This is a genomic window from Solwaraspora sp. WMMD937 (assembly GCF_029581175.1).
Lineage (GTDB): Bacteria > Actinomycetota > Actinomycetes > Mycobacteriales > Micromonosporaceae > Micromonospora_E.
In genome coordinates this window covers 1906495-1924936 of sequence record NZ_CP120738.1, presented here as the reverse complement: position 1 = coordinate 1924936, position 18442 = coordinate 1906495, and the positions used below count along the sequence as shown (strand labels likewise).

Annotated in this window: 15 protein-coding genes; 4 read left to right on the top strand and 11 right to left on the bottom strand. The window is 71.4% G+C overall.

What is annotated here, in order from left to right; genetic code table 11:
* Positions 1 to 46 precede the first annotated feature (46 nt).
* Together O7621_RS08175 and O7621_RS08170 are read left to right on the top strand one after the other, a co-directional pair.
* The gene (locus O7621_RS08175) at positions 47 to 1381 is read left to right on the top strand and encodes a potassium transporter TrkG (protein ID WP_282233459.1); all 1335 of its coding nucleotides are present in this window, start codon (positions 47 to 49) and stop codon (positions 1379 to 1381) included.
* Positions 1374 to 2048 (top strand): TrkA family potassium uptake protein, encoded by a 675-nt coding sequence (locus O7621_RS08170; RefSeq protein WP_281551944.1) that lies wholly within the window; start codon positions 1374 to 1376, stop codon positions 2046 to 2048. Before O7621_RS08175 ends, O7621_RS08170 begins: the two co-directional genes overlap by 8 nt.
* Positions 2049 to 2078: 30 nt before the next feature.
* Here O7621_RS08170 and O7621_RS08165 read toward each other — a convergent pair whose 3' ends face one another.
* The 3 genes from O7621_RS08165 to O7621_RS08155 form a co-directional block, all read right to left on the bottom strand.
* On the bottom strand, positions 2079 to 3686 hold the full coding sequence (locus O7621_RS08165) for a serine/threonine-protein kinase (RefSeq protein WP_282233458.1): 1608 nt from the start codon (positions 3684 to 3686) through the stop codon (positions 2079 to 2081).
* A gap of 48 nt (positions 3687 to 3734) precedes the next feature.
* Entirely contained in the window at positions 3735 to 5300 is a 1566-nt protein-coding gene (locus tag O7621_RS08160; protein WP_282233457.1) for a fused MFS/spermidine synthase, read from the bottom strand.
* Positions 5301 to 5396: 96 nt separating this feature from the next.
* Positions 5397 to 6407 (bottom strand): hypothetical protein, encoded by a 1011-nt coding sequence (locus tag O7621_RS08155; protein ID WP_282234494.1) that lies wholly within the window; start codon positions 6405 to 6407, stop codon positions 5397 to 5399.
* A 307-nt stretch (positions 6408 to 6714) separates the two neighbouring features.
* On the opposite strand from O7621_RS08155, the gene O7621_RS08150 reads away from it, so the two are divergent.
* Positions 6715 to 7044: a DUF2218 domain-containing protein gene (locus tag O7621_RS08150; RefSeq protein ID WP_282233456.1), complete on the top strand. Its 330-nt coding sequence runs from the start codon at positions 6715 to 6717 to the stop codon at positions 7042 to 7044.
* Here the strand turns inward: O7621_RS08150 and O7621_RS08145 are convergent, their stop codons facing one another.
* The 4 genes from O7621_RS08145 to O7621_RS08130 are packed head-to-tail and all read right to left on the bottom strand — an operon-like array spanning position 7045 to position 11089.
* On the bottom strand, positions 7045 to 7845 hold the full coding sequence (locus O7621_RS08145; protein WP_282233455.1) for an inositol monophosphatase family protein: 801 nt from the start codon (positions 7843 to 7845) through the stop codon (positions 7045 to 7047). It abuts the gene before it with no gap.
* 3 nt (positions 7846 to 7848) lie between these two features.
* A complete protein-coding gene (locus O7621_RS08140) occupies positions 7849 to 8298 on the bottom strand; it encodes a response regulator (protein ID WP_282233454.1) in 450 nt (149 codons plus the stop codon).
* A complete protein-coding gene (locus O7621_RS08135) occupies positions 8298 to 9926 on the bottom strand; it encodes a sensor histidine kinase (protein WP_282233453.1) in 1629 nt (542 codons plus the stop codon). Before O7621_RS08135 ends, O7621_RS08140 begins: the two co-directional genes overlap by 1 nt.
* Positions 9923 to 11089, bottom strand: coding sequence for a fused response regulator/phosphatase (locus O7621_RS08130; protein ID WP_282233452.1), 1167 nt, complete (start codon positions 11087 to 11089; stop codon positions 9923 to 9925). The genes O7621_RS08135 and O7621_RS08130 overlap by 4 nt, the downstream gene beginning before the upstream one ends.
* Positions 11090 to 11357: 268 nt before the next feature.
* Between O7621_RS08130 and O7621_RS08125 the strand changes: the two genes are divergently transcribed.
* A complete protein-coding gene (locus tag O7621_RS08125; protein WP_282233451.1) occupies positions 11358 to 13775 on the top strand; it encodes a M28 family peptidase in 2418 nt (805 codons plus the stop codon).
* Positions 13776 to 13818: 43 nt separating this feature from the next.
* Here O7621_RS08125 and O7621_RS08120 read toward each other — a convergent pair whose 3' ends face one another.
* The 4 genes from O7621_RS08120 to O7621_RS08105 form a co-directional block, all read right to left on the bottom strand.
* Positions 13819 to 16026, bottom strand: a complete 2208-nt coding sequence (locus tag O7621_RS08120; RefSeq protein WP_282234493.1) for a glycoside hydrolase family 9 protein — start codon at positions 16024 to 16026, stop codon at positions 13819 to 13821.
* Positions 16027 to 16244: 218 nt separating this feature from the next.
* Entirely contained in the window at positions 16245 to 17180 is a 936-nt protein-coding gene (gene rsmI, locus O7621_RS08115) for a 16S rRNA (cytidine(1402)-2'-O)-methyltransferase (RefSeq protein WP_282233450.1), read from the bottom strand.
* 54 nt (positions 17181 to 17234) lie between these two features.
* A complete protein-coding gene (locus O7621_RS08110; RefSeq protein WP_348775291.1) occupies positions 17235 to 17948 on the bottom strand; it encodes a cation transporter in 714 nt (237 codons plus the stop codon).
* Positions 17948 to 18277, bottom strand: coding sequence for a metalloregulator ArsR/SmtB family transcription factor (locus O7621_RS08105; protein WP_282233449.1), 330 nt, complete (start codon positions 18275 to 18277; stop codon positions 17948 to 17950). Before O7621_RS08105 ends, O7621_RS08110 begins: the two co-directional genes overlap by 1 nt.
* Positions 18278 to 18442: the final 165 nt, after the last annotated feature.

The window sequence follows — 18442 nt, the reverse complement described above, 5'->3', positions numbered from 1 at the left end:
ATCAATATACGGTGTTTTCCGGTTTTGCGGTGGTATGACATCATTGATGCGCCGGCCGCTGCGAAACCCCGCCCGGATCGTGCCGATCGCGTTCCTCGGGGCGATCGCCGTGGGCACCGTACTGATGATGGTGCCGGCCAGCCGCCAGGGACCCGACTCGGCTCCCTTCGTCACGGCCCTGTTCACCGCCACCTCGACGGTCTGCGTGACCGGGCTGGCCGTCACCGACACCCCGACCTACTGGACGCCGCTCGGCCTGGTGCTGATCACCGTGCTCACCCAGCTCGGCGGCTTCGGGATCATGTCGCTGGCCACCCTGCTCGGCCTGCTGGTGTCGCGCCGGCTGGGGCTGCGCAGCCGGCTCACCGCGCAGGCGGAGACCAACAGCCTCGCGCTGTCCGACATCCGGCGGGTGCTGCTGCGGATCGCGGCGACGATGCTCGGCGCCGAAACGGCGATCACCCTCATCCTGGCTGCCCGGCTGTGGCTGCACTACGACTACCCGCCGCCCCGGGCCCTGTGGTACGGGCTGTTCCACGCCGTCCAGGCGTTCAACAACGGCGGCTTCGTCCTCTACTCCGACGGGCTGGTCCAGTTCGTCGGCGACTGGTGGATCTGCCTGCCGCTGATCGTCGGCGTGGTGGTCGGCGGGCTCGGCTTCCCGGCCCTGTTCGAGCTGGCCCGCGAGCGCAGCCGGCCGCGGCGCTGGTCGGTGCACACCCGGCTGACCGTGTGGGGCACGTTAGCGCTGATCGGCATCGGCTTCGTCAGCATGCTCACCTTCGAGTGGGCCAACCCGCGTACCCTGGGCCCGCTCGACCTGCCGGAGAAGCTGTTGGCCGCGCTGTTCCAGGACGTGATGACCCGGTCCGGCGGGTTCAACACGGTCGACCCGGGAGAGTTCAACCCGGAGACGACGGCGGTCTCCATCGGGATGATGTTCATCGGCGGTGGCAGCGCCAGCACCGCCGGCGGGATCAAGGTGACCACCTTCTTCCTGCTCGCCTTCGTCATCTGGTCGGAGCTGCGCGGCGAGCACGACGTGGTGATCGGCCGACGCCGGATCGCGGCGGCCAGCCAGCGTCAGGCGCTGACCGTCGCGCTGATCGGCGTGGCGTTGGTCGGGGCCGGCACCCTGGCCCTGATCAGCCTGACCGACGACATCGGCGGTGAACAGGCGCTGTACGAGGTGACGTCGGCGTTCGGCACGACCGGGCTGTCCACCGGGATCACCGGCGACCTGCCCGACCCTGCTCAGGTGCTGCTCGTCGTGCTGATGTTCGTCGGCCGGATCGGCAGCGTCACGTTGGGCTCGGCGATCGCGTTGAACACCCGGCGGCGACGGTTCCACTACCCGGAGGAGCGACCCATCGTTGGCTGACCGTACCGGCACCAGGTCCACCCGGACCGTGGTCATCATCGGGCTCGGCCGGTTCGGCGGCCAGGTCGCCGACTCGATGCTGCGGATGGGTTTCGACGTGCTCGGCGTCGATTCCAATCCGGCGGTGGTCCAGCGGTGGGCGGACCGGCTCACGTACGTGGTGCAGGCCGACTCTACCGACACCGAGGCGCTGCGCCAGCTGGGTCTGCGGGACTTCCAGCGGGTGGTGGTCGGCATCGGCTCGGATGTCGAGGCCAGCGTGTTGACCGTGCTCAGCCTCGCCGAGATCGGCGTCACCGAGGTGTGGGCCAAGGCGGTCTCCGGCAAGCACGGCAAGATCCTGCGTTCCGTCGGCGCCCGGCACGTCATCTACCCGGAGGCCGCGATGGGCGACCGGGTGGCGCACCTGATCACCAGCAAGATGCTCGATTTCATCGAATTCGACGACGGCTTCTCGATCGCCGAGACCCGGCTGCCGAGCGGTACGGCGGGCCGGCGGCTCGGTGAGACCGACATCCGGTCGCGGTACGGCGTGACGGTGATCGGGGTGAAGATGCCGGGGGAACGGTTCACCTACGCCGACCGGGAGACCGAACTTCGTGACGGCGCCCTGCTGATCGTCTCCGGCACCACCGAACAGGTGCAGCGGTTCGCCGCCGCCACCTGAACCTGAACCAGTACCCCGGTCACCCGAGCCCTACCGCCCACCGGTGGCCGACCGGGCCGGGGACGGGTCGGTGGCGGGCTGCCCGGTCGCCGTTTCCAACAGTTCGGTCGTCGCGCCCGCCGCCTGTCCGGCGACCGCCGCGACGGACACGTCGCAGATCAGCTCGTCGAGGTGGAACTCCAGCGGCAGCGTGTTGACCCCGTCGTAGTCACCCGCCAGCTGGAGCTGTGCGGTCGCCCCCGGGGCCAGGGTGGTGGCGTCGGCCGCGGGCCGCAGCCGTACGTCGCCGCCCTGCTGTTCCCACTGCCCGCCCCGCACCGCGGTGAGCCGTTGGGTGCCGGGGAAGGCGAAGCGCAGCGACCAGTCGGTCAGCTCGGCGGACCCGGTGTTGGTGACGGTGGCCGCAGCGACGAACTCCCGTCCGGAGTCGCCGCGCACCGTGTATTCGACCCGGCAGGGCGCCGAGGACTGGGCGGCGAGCCCGAAGTCCGGCGGCGCGGCCACCGCCTCACGGAACCGGTCGGTGGCCGGCGTGGCACCGGCTCCGGCCCAGACCAGGGCGCTGAGCATCATCAGGCCGACCCCGATCACCACGGCTTCCGCCCGGCGCTGCACCCACGAGGTCCGTAGCCGGCGCCGCCGGCCCGTGCCGGTCGCGACCGGCAGGTCCAGCCCGGTGACCTCCAGCCCGCAGGTGACGTCAACGCCGACGGGTGGCGGGCCGTCGTCGGTGCCGTCGTCGGTGGCGGAGCCCGGCCGGTTCGGCAGCGGCGACACCATCGACGGCGACAGCCCGGCGGCGACCCCGACGGCTGCCGCCAACGTCTTCGCCACCTCCTCGCTGGTCGGCCGGTCCGCCGGGCATTTGGCCAGGCACCGCAGGGTGAGGTCGACCACCTCCGCCGGCAGTCCGGCGACCGGCGGCATCGGGTCGGGCACGGTGTGCAGGTGTGCCCGCAGCATCTGGGTGACGCTCGCGGCCTGCCAGGGCAGCCGGCCGGTGAGTGAGCGGTAGAGCAGCAGGCCGACGGCGTACACGTCGGTGGCCGGGGAGACCTGGTTGCCGTTGAGGCGCTCCGGCGCCAGGTATGCCGGGGTGCCGAGCAGGTTGCCGTCCGGGCCGACGTCGCTCTCGCCGGCCAACGCGGAGATGCCGAAGTCGACGACCTTTGCTCCGGTGCTGGTCAGCATGACGTTGGCCGGGGTGACGTCGCGGTGGACGACGCCGGTGGCGTGCGCGGCGGCCAGCGCCGAGGCGACCTCGGCGCAGGCCACCACCGCGTCCCGCCAGGACAGGATGTGTTCCCGGCGCAGCCGGGTGGCCAGCGACTCACCGTCGACCAGTTCCATCACCACGTACGGCAGGGTGGCTTCGTCCCGGACGGCTTCGCCGTAGTCGTAGACGTTGGTGATGTGTGGGTGGCACAGTCGGGCGGCGGCCTGCGCCTCCACCCGGATCCGGTGGCGGAACACCTGGTCCGGGGCGTACTGCGGGGCGAGGACCTTGATCGCGACCTGCCGGTCGAGGATCTCGTCGTAGCCACGCCAGACCACCGACGTCCCGCCGGTGCCGAGCCGTTCGATCAGCCGGTACCGGTCACCGAGCAGTTGCCCGCAGTCGTTCGCCACCCCACCCATGACTCCCGAGTTGCCCGATCTGGCCCGAGCTACACCTGCGGAAACGCGTCAGGGGGCGACGAGCAGCTGGTCGACCGGGGCATAGTCGTCGGTGAGCGGCTGCGCACCGGCCACGAAATCGGTCAGCTCGTCCCCGGCGAGCAGATCGAACTCGGCGCCGGCCGAAGCCGTCAACCGGGCCCGTACCTCGTCCAACGGCAGTGGCCGGTCGGCGGCGAGGATGACGAAGTTGCTCCCGCTGAGCCGGGTCGACGCCCCCGGCCGGGTGATCAGCGCCACCTCGGGGAACTCGGCCGCGACGGTGGCCACCTCGGCCTGGATGAACCGCAGCGGCGGGTAGTCGATCACGTTCTGCAGGTAGATGCCGTCCGGTCGGGTCACCCGACGGATCTCGGCGGCCATCTCCCGGGTGGCCAGGTGCCAGGGCACGACCAGGTGCCCGAACGCGTCCCCGACGACCACGTCGGCGCTGTCCGTGGGCAGGTCGGTGACCAGGATCCGGGCGTCGCCGACCACCACGGCCAGGTTGGGACCCGGCTGTACGTCGAGCTCCCGCACGCCCAGGTCGACCAGTCCACCGTCGATCTCGTAGACGGTGTTGCGGGTGCCCGGCCGGGTGGCGCTGAGGTACCGGGGCATGGTGAAGCCGCCGCCGCCGAGGTGCAGCGCGTCGAGCGGTTCCCCGGGTGGGGCGGTCACGTCGAGGGCGGCACCGATCCACTTGGTGTAGGCGAACTCCAGGTGGGTGGGGTCGTCGAGGTCCACGTACGAGTGGCGGGCCGAGTTGAGCAGCAGCAGCCGGCCGGAGCCGCGGTCCGGATCGGCCTGCACGGTGGCGCAGTGGTACTCGGTCTCCACATCGCACGGGTCGGGTGCGGCAACGGCGAGGCCGACGGCGAGCAGCCCGATCACGGCGACGGCGGACCGCGTGGCGGTGCCGGTCCGGCCACCGGGCGCTGCGCCGCCGTCGGCGCCACCGCCGGTGGCGGTGGCGTCGGTGGGTGGCCGGGTGCGGTGCAGATACACCCCGAGGGCGATACCGCTGCCGCCGAGCAGCAGCGCCAGCGTCATCATGATCACGCTGCTGGGTAGCGTGGCGACCAGGAAGAAGCCGGTGCCGAGGGTGGCGGTGATCGCGCCGAGCGTACCGATGCTGGACAGCTTGCCGACCACCTCGCCGGTGCGGCTCAGATCGCCGAGCTGCAGTTTGATCACCAGTGGGGTGACCGCCGACAGCAGCGCGGCCGGCAGCACGATGGCCACCATGGTGAGCAGCAGGATGCCCACCACGGCGCTGCCGCGCAGCAGCTCACCGGCGTAGCGCACCAGCGGAAGGGTGATCGCGGTGGTGATCCCGGCGAGGGCCAGCGCGGCCGGCAGCAGCGGGCGGGGGTCGCGCCGGTCGGCGATCCGGCCACCGATCCAGGTGCCGTAGGCGATCGCGGCCAGCGCGACGCCGATCACCGCGCTGTTGGTCTGCAGGGTCACCCCGATGTACGGCCCGACCAGCCGCAGCGCGACGATCTCCAGCACCAGGACGGCGCCGCTGGAGACGAAGACCAGCGCGGCGGCCAGGCCGGGCCGCAGCGGCGTGTCCGGTGGTGGCGAGTCCATCGCTGTGATGGTACGCATCCCGCCTGCCGTCCGACGGGCGGTCGAGCGGGATGCAGGGATGGTGGTTCGAAGCATCGACAGATGCGCCTGGTTGGGTCAGAGCATCGACAGATGCACGTGGTTGGTGTGGTCGCCGGCCGGGCTGCCGCCGCCGTTGTAGGACCGCCAACCGGTGCCGGGCATCCAGATCTGCCGGTACCAGATGACGTAGAGCACACCGAGCCGGTCGGCGTTGTTGATGTAGTAGCTGGCGAGGTTGTTGCCGTACGTGCGGTTGCCCCCGGTGGCGGCGCGGTTCTGGAATCCGCCGGCTTCGGCGGAGAAGTCGCAGGCCCGGCCCTTGGGATGCTCGCCGCTGCCGCCGTTGCGGAAGCAGGAGACGTACCGGGTGAAGCCGGCGGACTTCGCCTGGTTCAAGGCGTGCAGGGTGCGCGGGGTGATGCAGCCGGAGGTGGTCGGGTCGTCGACGTTGCAGGATTCGGAGGGCCAGGAGCCGTCGGAGTTGCGGGGCGCGGGTTTTGCGGCGGCCGAGGTGGTGCTGACGAATCCGCCGCTGGACTGGCCGCCGACGGCCGCCAGGGCGCGCTCGGCGTCCTGCTTCTTGCGGGCCATGATGGCGACCTGCTTTTCCTGCTCCCGTACCTCGTTGTCGATTGCGGCCTTGGCCCGGGCGGCCTGCTCGTGAGCTTCGGTGAGGGCCCGCAGGTTGCGGCCCTCCCGCTGGGCCATCACCTCCAGCCCGGCGGCGCGGTCCAGCATGTCGGCCGGAGAAGCGCTGTTCAGCAGCATGGTGACCGAGGTCAGTCGCCCCACCCGGTAGGACTCGGCCGCCATCAGCCCGACCTCGTCGGTGAGCGAGACGAGGCGCTCCTGTACGGCGTCGTACTGAGCGGTCAGCTCCTTCTGGCGCTTCTTGGAGTTGTCCAGCTTGGCCTTCGCCTCGATGTGCCCCTTGGAAGCGGCCTCCAGGACCTCGCGCAGGCTCTTGTTGTCGCCTTCGTCCGGCGCGTCGGGTGCAGCCGAGGCGACCGGCGCGCCGATCACCAGCGCGATCGCGGTGACCAGCGCAACGAGTGACGCCGCCACACCGCAGCGCCGCCGGAATATCGTCGTGCCGACCACAGTCGCGTCCTCCTGGATCACTTTGTCGGGTCGTGGTCCGTAAACCGGGCACAGCTTACCGGATTTCACCGTCGCCACTGGAACACCGGCGCGTCGAGCGCATTACCACACTATGCAGATGGCGCGCAGTCGAGTCCCAACTATTACCTGCAGCAATGAACCCATCACGCAGAATCAACACGATTTACAGATCGTGACAGCCGGCGTGTCGCACAGTCATCCCGGCAATGCCGAAGGTCGCCGGTTCATTAAGCTAGCCTAACCTTATCCAAAATCTCCAGTGAGGATTCCGGTGCCACGTTCCGAGGCTCACGTCCGGACCCCACGGTCGCGGCATCACCTGGCACACCTGTGCGAACACTTCGCCACCGCCGTACCCGTCAAACGGACCGCCGACCAGGGGCTGATCGACTTCGGCTTCGGCACCTGCCGGCTCGACGCCGCCGACGAGAACCTCCGGCTGCACGCCGACAGCGACGACGACATCGGGCTCGCCCGAGTGGAGTACCTCGTCGGCGAGCATCTGGAACGCGCCGGCGCCCGGGAGAGCCTCGCCGTCGACTGGCAGCCGGCTGACCCGGACCAGCCGACCGCCCCGGAGCACCCTACCGGCGGCGGCTGATCACCCGCCCGGCAGCAGCGCCACCCGTACCTCCTGCCAGGCCGCGTCGGTCCGGGCCACCAGCAGCCCCGCCCGATCGTCGGTGAAGTCGTACGGGCTGCCATCCAGCCGCATCGCCACCCCACCGGTCTCCCGCACCAGCAACGTGCCCGGCACGTGGTCCCACGGCAGGGTCCGCCAGAACACCGCGAAGTCCTGCTCCCCGGCGGCGATGTCCCAGTGCTCCCGACCGGCGCAGCGCTGCCCCGGCAGCACCGCACCCACCCGGACACCGCCGGCCTCGACAGCGGCCCGCACCGGCACCGGCAGATACTCCAGCGGCACCGCCCCACGCAGCCGACCCACCGGTGGTGTGGTCGACGGCGGTGCCAGCCGCACCCCGTCCAACCAGCAACCGGACCCGCGCTCGGCGGACACCAGCGACCCGGCCACCGGATCGAGAATCCAGCTCGCCACCGGCTCACCCCCGGCGAGCAGAGCCACCATCATCACGAACGGCCGACGGCCGGCCGCGTAGTTCGCCGTACCGTCGATCGGGTCGACCAGCCAGACCCGGTCGGCGTCGCCCAGCCGACGCAGCAGCCGCGGATCGACGGCGACCGCCTCCTCACCGACCACCACCGAACCCGGCACCAGCCGACGCAGCCCGGCCGCGATGACCTCCTCGGCCTGCTGGTCGGCCACGGTGACCAGGTCACCTGGAGCCTTCTCGGTGATGTGCTCGGCGGACAGCCGGTTGAACCAGGGCAGCACCGCCCGTGCCGCCGCTTCGCGCAGCAGCTCACCCACCTCGTCGATCATGAGTCAGCCGCGCGGGGGCAGCTTCACCACGCTGACGAAGAACTCGTCGATCTGCCGAATCACCGCGATGAACCGCTCGAAGTCCACCGGCTTTGTCACGTACGCGTTCGCGTGCAACTGGTAGGAACGCAGGATGTCCTCGTCGGCCTGCGAGGTGGTGAGCACCACCACCGGGATCCGACACAGCTCCTCGTCCTTCTTTATCTCCTCGAGGACCTCACGGCCGTCCCGTCGGGGCAGATTCAGGTCGAGCAGGATCAGGTCGGGCAGCACCGCGTCGGCGTACTTGCCCTCCCTGCGCAGATAGGCCAGGGCCTCGGCACCATCCGAGACGACGGTCAGCCGGTTACGGACCTTGTGCTCCTCGAACGCCTCCTGGGTCATCAGCACGTCACCCGGATCGTCCTCGACCAGCAGCACCTCTATCGGGCTCTTGCCGTCCGGTTCAGTCATCACACGCTCGCCTCCTTCTCGTTGCCGCCGTCAGCCGACGCGGCGGACACCGGGTCCGGGCGGGCGGTCACCGGAAGCGTAAAACGAATCGCCGTACCCTGGTCGACCTGGGTATCCACCCAGATTCGACCGCCGTGGTACTCGACGATCTTCTTGCCGATCGCCAGCCCGATCCCGGTGCCCGGGTAGGCGTCCTTGGAGTGCAGCCGCTGGAAGATCACGAAGATCTTGTCGGCGAACTCGGGCTCGATCCCGATGCCGTTGTCCCGGCAGGTGATTTCCCACTCGCCGGCCAGCTCACGGGCGGAGATCTCCACCCGGGGCGGTACCTGCGGCTGACGGAACTTGAACGCGTTGCTCACCAGGTTGACCAGCAGGTTCGTCAGCAGCGGCTCCTCGCCGGAAATCACCGGCAGCTGCGACCAGGTCAGCTCGCCGTCGGCGTACTCCCGACTCGCCTCCGTCTGAGCGGCCACCTCGGTCATCACCTTGTTCAGGTCGACGTCGGAGAAACCGGAGGTCATCCGGCCGATCCGGGAGAAGGCCAGCAGATCGTTGATCAGCCGCTGCATCCGTTGCGCGCCGTCGACCGCGAAGGCGATGTACTGGTCCGCGCGGGCGTCCAGCTGACCGGCGTACCGGCGCTGCAGCAACTGGCAGAAGCTGGCCACCTTGCGCAGCGGCTCCTGTAGGTCGTGCGACGCCACATAGGCGAACTGCTCCAGGTCACGGTTGGACCGGACCAGCTCCTCGGCCTGCTTCTGAAGCTGGCCGTTCACCCGCTCGACCTGCTCCCGGGCCTGCCGCACCTCGGCCAGATCGGCGGCGATCTTGCGTCGCATGCCGTCCACGTCGCTGGCCAGCGCGGCCAGCTCCGGTGGCCCGATGTTGGCGATGTCCCGGTGGTACTCGCCGTTGGCCACCTGCCGCACCTGCGCGGCGAGACCAGTGACCGGGCCGATCACCAGGCGGTTCAGCGACATCAGCAGGACCACCCCGGCCAGGACCACCACCGCCGCCGCCACGGCCAGCAAGCCGGCCAGGGTCCGACTGGTACTCCGGGCGTTCGCCGCGACCCGCTCCCGGACCGTCAGGATGTCCGCCTGCAGTTGGTCGACGTCGGCCCGTAGCTCGTCGAAACGTTCCCGGGCGGCGTCGCCGAGCAGCGCCTGCCCGGCGTCGGTCCCGTCGGACTCGACCGCAGCGATCGCCGGCTCGGCGACCAGGTCACGCCATTGCCGTGCCTGGTCGGCGATGGCCTCGATCTGGCCGCGCAGCGGATCGTCCTCCGCGATCAGACTCAGCATGTGGTCGATCAGCTGCCGTTCCTGCACCGCCCCCTGCCGGTACGGCGCGAGATCGGCCGGATCACCGGACACCGCGTAACCACGTACCCCGGTCTCCTGGTCGACCAGCACGGTCAACAAGCTCTCCGCGTCGGTCCGCAGCGGGCCGATTCTGGTGAGCATGGTGTCGATGTGGTCCTGGTTGGCTCGGGCGACCAGCGCCGCGCTGCCGGCCAGGGCCGCCAGCAGTCCGCCCACCACGACACAGAGCAGCGTCACCCGGGCGCGTAGCGTCAGCCGGCTGGCCGGGGACACCCCGGCCGGTGGCGGAGCGGCGGTCACCGGCCACCACCCCGGCTGACCAGCAGCATCGCCACGTCATCGGCGAGCGGACCACCGTTGCTCTCCTCGGCCCGGCCGACCAGCCAGCCGGGCAGCGCCGGCAGCGGCACATCCCGGGCCGCCGGCTCGGCCACCAGCCGTTGCAGGCCCGCCACGTCCAGCCGTTCGTCGGAGTCGCCGAGCCGCCCCTCGATCAGACCGTCGGTGTACATCAACAGGGACCACTCATCGGCGTCGAACTCCACATCGAAGGCGCGGGGCGGGCGGGGGTGGACGCCGAGCAGCAGGCCGCCCGGGGCGGGTACCGGCGCGACCTGACCGTGGCGGAACAGCAGCGGCGGCGGATGTCCCGCCAACCGTACAGTGGCCCGGTTGGCGGCCAGGTCCAGCCGGACGGCGGCCACCGTCGCGAAGATCTCCCGCAGCCGGCGTTCGCTCATCAGCACCTGCTCCAGCGCCGGCAGCACCGCGTCGTCGGCCACCCCGGCGAGCACCAGCGCCCGCCAGGCGACCCGCAGCTCGACCCCGAGCGCGGCCTCGTCGGCGCCGTGCCCGCAGACGTCGCCGACGATCAGGTCGATCCGCTCGGGCGTGGTCTGCACCACGTCGAAGAAGTCCCCGCCGATCAGCGCGGCGTGCCGACCCGGCCGGTAGAAGGTGTGCACCGAAACCTCGTCGGTGTCCATCAGCGGCTGCGGCAGCAGCCCGCGCTCCAGCCGGGCCGACTCGGCCTGCCGCAGCTCGACCTCACGCAGCCGGCGGGCATTCTCGTCGGCCCGCTTACGCTCCACGGCGTACCGCAGTGCCCGGCTCAGAAGTACCCCGTCGACCTGACCCTTGACCAGGTAGTCCTGGGCGCCTTCGGCGACCGCGCCGATGCCGAGGTGCTCATCCTGCCGGCCGGTGAGCACGCAGACCGCCGCCCGGCCGGCCACCCCGAGCACCCGGCGCAGACCGTCCAGCCCTTGCGCGTCCGGCAGCCCCAGATCGAGCAGGACGCAGTCAACCCCGGCGATCCGCTCCCGGGCCTGGTTCAGGCTGTTCGCCACCACCAGGTCGACCGCCGCCTGCGCCTCCGCCAGCAACTCGCCGACGAGGAACGCGTCGCCCTCGTCGTCCTCGACCAACAGCACCCGCAGCCGCTCCGTCGGTGCGACAGCCACCGGCGGGCCCGGCTCGGACCGAGGATCGGAACGGGGCGGAACGAGTGACGAACCGGTCATGCCGGCCTGCCGCTGGTCCGCCGCCGCGCCAGGTGAGTGTCGATGGTGAGCTCCTTCTCGATGACCCGCTGATCGTCTCCCAGCCAAACAGGGCACACAACAGCAAGCACTTGCACAAAGTAGGCCACCCGGCCGATGCCTGGTTACCCGGCCAGCCCGGATTGGGCAGGATGTAGCCACCCTTACCCACGCAGCGCAGGAGAGCACCATGGGCGTACCCCTCGTCGCCGCCGCCCACCGGGCGTTCGCCCGGCCCCACCGGCGGCCGGCCGCCGCGCTGGCCGCGCTGGCCGCCCTCGGCCTGGTGGCCGCCGCCGCGCTGGTCGACCTGCGCCCACCCGCGCCGCGCGGCGTCGACGCGCCAACCACCGAGTTCAGCGCCGACCGGGCGCACCGGCACATCGAACGGATTGCGCGCCGGCCGCATCCGAGCGGCAGCGCCGCCAACGACGACGTCCGCGACTACCTGATCGACACGCTGACCGGGCTGGGGCTGGCCCCGCAGACCCAGGACGCGGTCGGCGGCGAGGCCGGTCAGCTCAGCGGCGCGGCCAGTGGCGCCACCCTGGCCCGGGTACGCAACGTGGTCGCCCAGATCAAGGGAACCGACCCGACCGGACGGATCGTGCTGGTCACCCACTACGACTCAGTCCAGGTCAGTCCGGGTGCAAACGACGACGGCGCCGGCGTCGGCACCCTGCTGGAGGTGGCCCGTGCCATCATCGAAGGTGACCGGCCGCGCAACGACGTCGTGCTGCTGTTCACCGACGCCGAGGAGGCGTGCCTGTGCGGGGCGGCGGCGTTCGTCGCCGGGCATCCGCTGGCCGACGCCGACGACACCGTGGTGCTCAACCTGGAGGCGCGGGGCAGCGGCGGGCCGGTGGTCACCTTCGAGACGTCCCGCGACAACGCCGCCCTGGTCGACGTGTTCGGCCGCGCCGCCCCGCACCCGATCGGCACGTCGTTCGCCGTCGAGGTCTACCGGCTGCTGCCCAACGACACCGACTTCACCCCGTTCCTGGACGCCGGTTTCGCCGGGCTGAACTCGGCGTACATCGACGGCTCGGCCATCTACCACACCCCGCAGGACACCCCCGCGTCGATGGACCGGGCCAGCCTGCAGCACCACGGCGACAACACCCTCGGCCTGGCCCGCGGGTTCGGCGCGGCGGACATCCCGGCGCTGGCCGCCGACTCCGACGCCACCTACTTTCCCACCCCGCTCGGGCTGGCCCGCTACCCCGGCACACTGACCTGGCCGTTGGCGGTGCTGGCCGCCGTCGCGGTCGGCGTACTGGCGTGGGCGACCCGGCGACGTGGCCGGGCCGACTGGCCGCGACTGGCCGCCGGGTTCGGCCTGGCGGCGATCCCGCTGGTCGCCGCGCCGGCCACCGCGCAACTGCTGTGGACCGTCGTGGTCCGGCTCCGGCCGGAGTACGCCGACCTGCTCGACCCGTACCGGCCGGTGCCGTACCGGCTGGCGGTGCTGGCGCTGACCACGGCCGTGGTTTTCACCTGGTACGCGTTGCTACGGCGGCGGGTCGGCCCGGCGGCGCTGGCCGTCGGCGGGCTGGCCTGGCTTGCGCTGATCGGTCTGCTGCTCGCCGCCCTCGCCCCCGGCGGGTCGTACCTGGCGACGCTGCCGGCCCTGGCCGGCACGGCCGGTTGCCTGGTCGCGCTGTCGCTGCGGACAACCGGTCCGTGGCCGGTGGTGGCGCTGGCCGCCGGGGCGACGGTCGGCGTGCTGTTGCTGGCACCGACGGTGGTACTGCTCTTCCCGGCGCTGGGCATGGGTCTGGCCGCAGCCGCCGCGTTCGTCGCGACGCTGCTGGCGTTGGCTGCGCTGCCGGTGCTGGACCTGCTGCTGCCGCAGGCCGGCGGGCAGCGCGGCGTCGCCGCGGTCCGGGCCCGCCGGGCCGGGCCGGTGCCAGCGGTCGCCGCCGGGCTCGCCGCGCTGGTGCTCGCCGTGGTCGGCTTCGTAGTGGACCGGTTCGACGCCGACCATCCGGTACCCACCCAGCTGATGTACGCGCTGGACACCGACACCGGCGAGGCCCGCTGGTTGAGCTGGGAGACCCGGCCGCAGCCGTGGACCGCCGGGTACGTCGACCAGGCCGCCTCGGTGGCGGACGAGTTTCCGCTGATCGGCGACCATCCGCTGCGTACCGGGCCGGCCGAGGCGGCGGACCTGCCGGCGCCGGCGCTGGACCTGCTCGACGACAGCGGGGTGGCCGCCGACGGGCTGCGTACCCTGCGGTTGCGCCTGCTGCAGCAGCGGCCGGTCCGGCTGGTGGGGCTGCACGTGGCGGCCGGCGGGCCCGAGGTGGTGTCGGCGACGGTCGCCGGCCGGGAGGTGCCGGTCGAGCCGACCGGCACCTCGTCCGGTGACGGCTGGAGCTTCGGGACGGTGTTCCACGCCCCGCCGCCGCAAGGGCTGGAGGTCGTGCTGGTGCTGCGGGCCGGCGACGGCGCGAACGCCGCCACCGGCCCGGTCCGGGTGCGGGTGGCCGACGGCAGCGACGGCCTGGCGGACCTGCCCGGCTTCACCCCCCGGCCGACCGGGGTCGGGGTGGCCGGTTCACACACCAGCGAACTGGTGACCGTCGCCCGGACCTACACGTTCTGACCGCCACGCCCCTGCGCCGCCGGGCGGCGCAGGGGCGGTGGATTCAGCCGCGGCCCTGGTCGGCGATGAAGGCCGCGATCCAGGACAGCGGGGCGTTCCAGTTGATGGTCAGCTCGTTGGTGGCCCAGGACTCGATGTCGTCGACGTAGCAGAACTGCGGCGCGCAGCCGGTCAGCAGCCGCTGCGCCACCGGGTCCTGGATCGACGAGTTCGGACCGCCGGCGAGCGTGCCGCGCGGCGGGTTCGGCAGCTCGGGGTTGAGCTGGCGGGCGTACCAGCGGGAGTGCTGGTTCTGCGACGAGACCGTGCCGTAGCCGGTGACGTAGGAGATGTTCAGCGCGTTGCGGCCGAAGATGTAGTCCATCGTCTGCAGCACCCCGTCGCGGTACTTCTCCTTACCGGTCAGGTCGTACGCGGTGGCGATCACGATCGCGTTGTTGACGATGACGCTGTTCGAACCCCAGTCGTAGAGGTTGCCGACCGGGGCGTACGGGATACCGTACGGGTGGGCATCGAGCGTGGCCAGGTAGCGGTCCGCCGCATCGATCACCGATGCCCGCACCTGCCACCAGCCCGGCAGGCTGTTCGGCGTCGTGGCCAGCGCCATCCGGCCCAGCGGAGCGGTCCACTGCCAGCCGAAGGCGCCCTCCTTGAAGATGTCACCGGTGTGGTGCGGCGAGGCGAGCACGAAGTCGCGGAACTCGCGCTCCCCGGTGGTCAGGTACAGCTCGGCCGCCGCCCAGTAGAACTCGTCGGTGACGTCGGTGTCGTCGTAGGGGCCGCCGCCGATGGCGTCGGCCGGGTCGGCGTACATCTGCGGGTTGGCCTTGGCCGCCGCCCACGCGGTGCGGGCCGCGTCCAGGTTGCGGTCGGCGAAGGCCTCGTCGTACGGCTTGAACACCCGCGCAGCCTGGGCGGCGGTGGCCGCCAGGTTGAGCGTGGCGGCGGTCGACGGCGGGTGCAGCTCGCGCAGCTGGGAGTCGAGGTGCGGCAGCAGCGGCAGGCCGGTCCACGCCGCGTCGTGGATCTTGTGGTGGGCCATGCCAGCCAGCGGCTGCCCGGCCGGGACCTGCATCTTGAGCAGGAACTCCTGCTGCCAGCGCACCTCGTCGAGGATGTCCGGCAGCTTGTTGCCGCTCTCCGGCAGGTCGAGCACGCCGTCACGCTGCAGCCACGGCTTGCCCCGGTGCACCCGCAGGGCCCGCTCGTACTCGTTCATCAGCTGGTAGACGGAGATGCCACCGTTGACCACGTACTTGCCGTGGTCGCCGGCGTCGTACCAGCCGCCGGAGACGTCCAGGGTGTAGTCACAGACGCCGGGCTGGCACGGCACCTCCAGGTCGCCCTGGTTGGGCGCGACGCCGACGTGCCCGGCCGGGCGGCCGTAGCCGGGCCGCAGCTCGTCGGAGATCTCGATGCCGCTGCGCTGGGTGTAGTAGAACTTCAGCGCATCGGCGCGCAGCTGCGTGTAGAAGCTGGTGCCGATCTCGAACGGGAAGCTGGTTTCGCCGTCGGCGACCAGGGTGTAACCGGTGCCGGGCCGGACGAAGCGGCTGAACGTGATCGAGTGGACATTCTGCCCGGAGGATTGGTCCAGCCCACGCGGCTTGGTCTTGCCGTTGACGACGACCTTGCCGCCTGAGTCGTACAGTTTCCACGGCAGCGGGTCGGTGGCGTCGGTGACCAGGGTGGCGTTCTTCGGCCCCTTCGGCAGGTAGCCGACCTGGTTGACCCGCACCCGGGGTCCGGTGTCCGGCACGTACTCCTCCGGTTCGGCGCCGCCGCGCAGCGACACGTCGTCGAGGCACAGCCGCCACGGGTCGGCGCTGCCGCCGACCTGGAAGGCGACCTGGGCGTTGGGCAGGTCGGTCGGGGCGGTGAAGGTGTACGTGTAGTTGTTGCCGGAGACGCTGACCTCGGGGTTGGCCGCCATGAACTGGGTCCACGGGTCGACCGGCAGTTGGATCAGCGCCCGGATCACCTTGTTGGGGGTGGCGGTGGCGAAGAACTTGTATTCGTACGTCTCACCGGCGACCAGCGGGACGTCGTCCTGGCCGATGATGACGTCCCACGGGTTGACGGTGCCACCGGGGATGTCGGCGCAGAGCTGCTGGCTGCTGGAGTCGAGGGTGATGTTGGCGGTGCCCCACCAGGGGGCGTGGCCGTCGTCGAAGGTGCCGTTGACGATCTGTTCGGGTGCCTCGTCCTGCGCGTGCGCAGGAGCAGCGGCGGTGAGTGCGGTGGCGGTCAGCGCCGCCACCGCGGTGACGGCGAGCGGAACGGTCCGCCGCCGGGAGAATATCGACACGCCGGGTCCTTCCGATGGTCGTGCGGCGCGGGCGAGGCTCTGCCCGGCGCGCCGCGTCAGCGGTCATGCATCGAAAGCAGCGGATGGGAGCGCTCCCACCCGCAGTACTCGAATATTCTCAGCGTGTTTCGAGCATGTCAATAGATCTATGCAGGCGGCCTTCAGCGCGGGCGCAGCGCCGACACCCGGTCGTAGACCTCGTTGCGGGCCAGCCCGGTCAACTGGCCGGCCAACGACCGTACCGTCCGGGTGTCCAACCCGGCACCGAGCAACAACTCGATCACCCGGTCCGGGTCGAGGCCGCCGGCCCCGACGCCGCCGCCGTTGCTCGACTCACCCCGCCGGACGCCCTCCACCACCACGGTGATCTCGCCCCTGACCTCGTCGCGGGCGGCCAGGTCGGCGTGCACCCGGGACAGCGGGCCGCGCAGCCACTCCTCGTGTGACTTGGTCAGGTTGCGCACCAGCGCCGCCGACCGGTCGCCGAGCACCTCGCGTACGTCGGCGAGCATCTCCACCACCCGGTGCGGCGCCTCGAAGAAGATCAACGTGGCGGACAACGGGGCGAGCTCGGTCAACGCGGTGCGCCGCGCCGCCGACTTGCGGGGCAGGAAACCGACGTACAGGAATCGGTTGGCCGGCAGCCCGGAGCCGACCAGCGCGCTCAGCGCGGCGCTCGCCCCGGGCAGCGGGTCGACCCGCAGCCCGTCGGCCAGCGCCGCCCCGACCACCAGGTAGCCAGGGTCGTTGACCAACGGCGTACCGGCGTCGGAGATCAACGCGACGTCGGTGCCGGCGTTCAGCACGGAGATCAACTCGGCGGTACGGGCCTGCTCGTTGTGGTCGTAACAGCTGACGATACGGACGTCGATGTCGTGCGCGTCGAGCAGCCGCCTGGCCCGCCGGGTGTCCTCGGCGGCGACCAACCCGGCGGTACGCAGCACGTCCAACGCCCGCAGCGTGATGTCGCGCGGGTTGCCGATCGGCGTCGGCACCACCGACAACGTGCCGCGCCGCTCGTCACCCCGGCCGCTCGGGTCGACCTGCCCACCCGCATCGCCCTGGTCGCCCCTGCTGCCGCCGGCTGCCTCGTTCACCCGGCGATGGTAGCCACCCGGCCGACAGCTCTGCCGCCTCACCTCGATCAGGTTTCAGGCACAGCAGGTGTCGCCGCGCCAGGCCTCCCGGCCTTCCTTGACGGCGACGGCGGCGATGACCAGAGCGGCGGCGGGGTCGGCCCACCACCAGCCGAACAGCGAGTTGACCGCCAGCCCGACTAGCAGGACAGCGGACAGGTAGGTGCAGAGCAAAGTCTGTTTGGAGTCAGCGACGGCCGACACCGAGCCGAGCTCCCGCCCGGCGCGGCGCTGCGCGGTCGAGAGCACCGGCATGACCGCCAGGGAGAGCGCGGCGAGGATCAGCCCGACCGTGGAGTGGTCCGGGCGGTGCGCGTTCAGCAGCGCCCGTACCGATTCGGATCCGACGTAGCCGGCGAGGGCGAAGAACGACACGGCGATGACCCGTAGCGCGGCGCGTTCGCGGCTTTCGCGGCGCTCGTGGTCGGCGCCGGTGAACTGCCAGGCGACCGCGGCGGCGGAGGCCACCTCGACCACCGAGTCGAGGCCGAACCCGATGAGCGCGGTGGAGGAGGCGACGGTTCCGGCGCTGATCGCGACGATCGCCTCGATCACGTTGTAGGCGATGGTGGCGGCGACGAACCATCGGATCCGCCGGGCGAGCGTCGCCTGCCGGGCAGCGGACAGGTGGGCGCCGGACGGCTCGACGGCGGACGGGCAGGCGCCGGACGGCTTGACGGCGGACGGCCGGGTCGGACCGATCGGGATGAGCGGCAGCTGGGCGGACATCAGCAGCAGCCGTCGGTGTCAGCCGACGGGCAGGCCGCCGGGTCGACGGCCAGCACCAGGCCGAGCAGGTCACCCAGGGCGTGGGCGAGCCGGGGGTCGGCCAGCTCGTAGCGGGACCGCCGGCCTTCGGGCACGGCCACGACCAGGCCGCAGCCGCGCAGGCAGGCCAGGTGGTTGGAGAGGTTCTGCCGGCTGGTGCCGAGCAGGTCGGCCAGCTCGGCGGGATAGCCAGGGCCGTCGCGCAGTGCGAGCAGCAGCCGGGCCCGGACCGGGTCGGACAGGGCGTGCCCGAAGCGCGCCAGCACCTGCCCGTACGTCAGCGTCTCCATGGTACGACGGTACATCGAGCGCTGAATAAAGCAAAGACTGAACCGTTGCTCCGGTCGCTCTGGCCGACCTGGGACGACCTAGATCGAGCTGGCCGCTCGGGTTGCCCCGGAGCAGGAGTCTCCGCCGGCCTGATGCCGCAGGCGCATCCTGATGCATCTCTGGCA

Bases quoted from the DNA above. Each gene is read 5' to 3' on its own strand.
- O7621_RS08175 (WP_282233459.1), top strand. From the start codon at position 47: ATGCGCCGGCCGCTGCGAAACCCCGCCCGGATCGTGCCGATCGCGTTC.
- O7621_RS08165 (WP_282233458.1), bottom strand. From the start codon at position 3,686: ATGGGTGGGGTGGCGAACGACTGCGGGCAACTGCTCGGTGACCGGTAC.
- O7621_RS08160 (WP_282233457.1), bottom strand. From the start codon at position 5,300: ATGGACTCGCCACCACCGGACACGCCGCTGCGGCCCGGCCTGGCCGCC.
- O7621_RS08145 (WP_282233455.1), bottom strand. From the start codon at position 7,845: ATGATCGACGAGGTGGGTGAGCTGCTGCGCGAAGCGGCGGCACGGGCG.
- O7621_RS08140 (WP_282233454.1), bottom strand. From the start codon at position 8,298: ATGACTGAACCGGACGGCAAGAGCCCGATAGAGGTGCTGCTGGTCGAG.
- O7621_RS08125 (WP_282233451.1), top strand. From the start codon at position 11,358: ATGGGCGTACCCCTCGTCGCCGCCGCCCACCGGGCGTTCGCCCGGCCC.
- O7621_RS08110 (WP_348775291.1), bottom strand. From the start codon at position 17,948: ATGTCCGCCCAGCTGCCGCTCATCCCGATCGGTCCGACCCGGCCGTCC.
- O7621_RS08105 (WP_282233449.1), bottom strand. From the start codon at position 18,277: ATGGAGACGCTGACGTACGGGCAGGTGCTGGCGCGCTTCGGGCACGCC.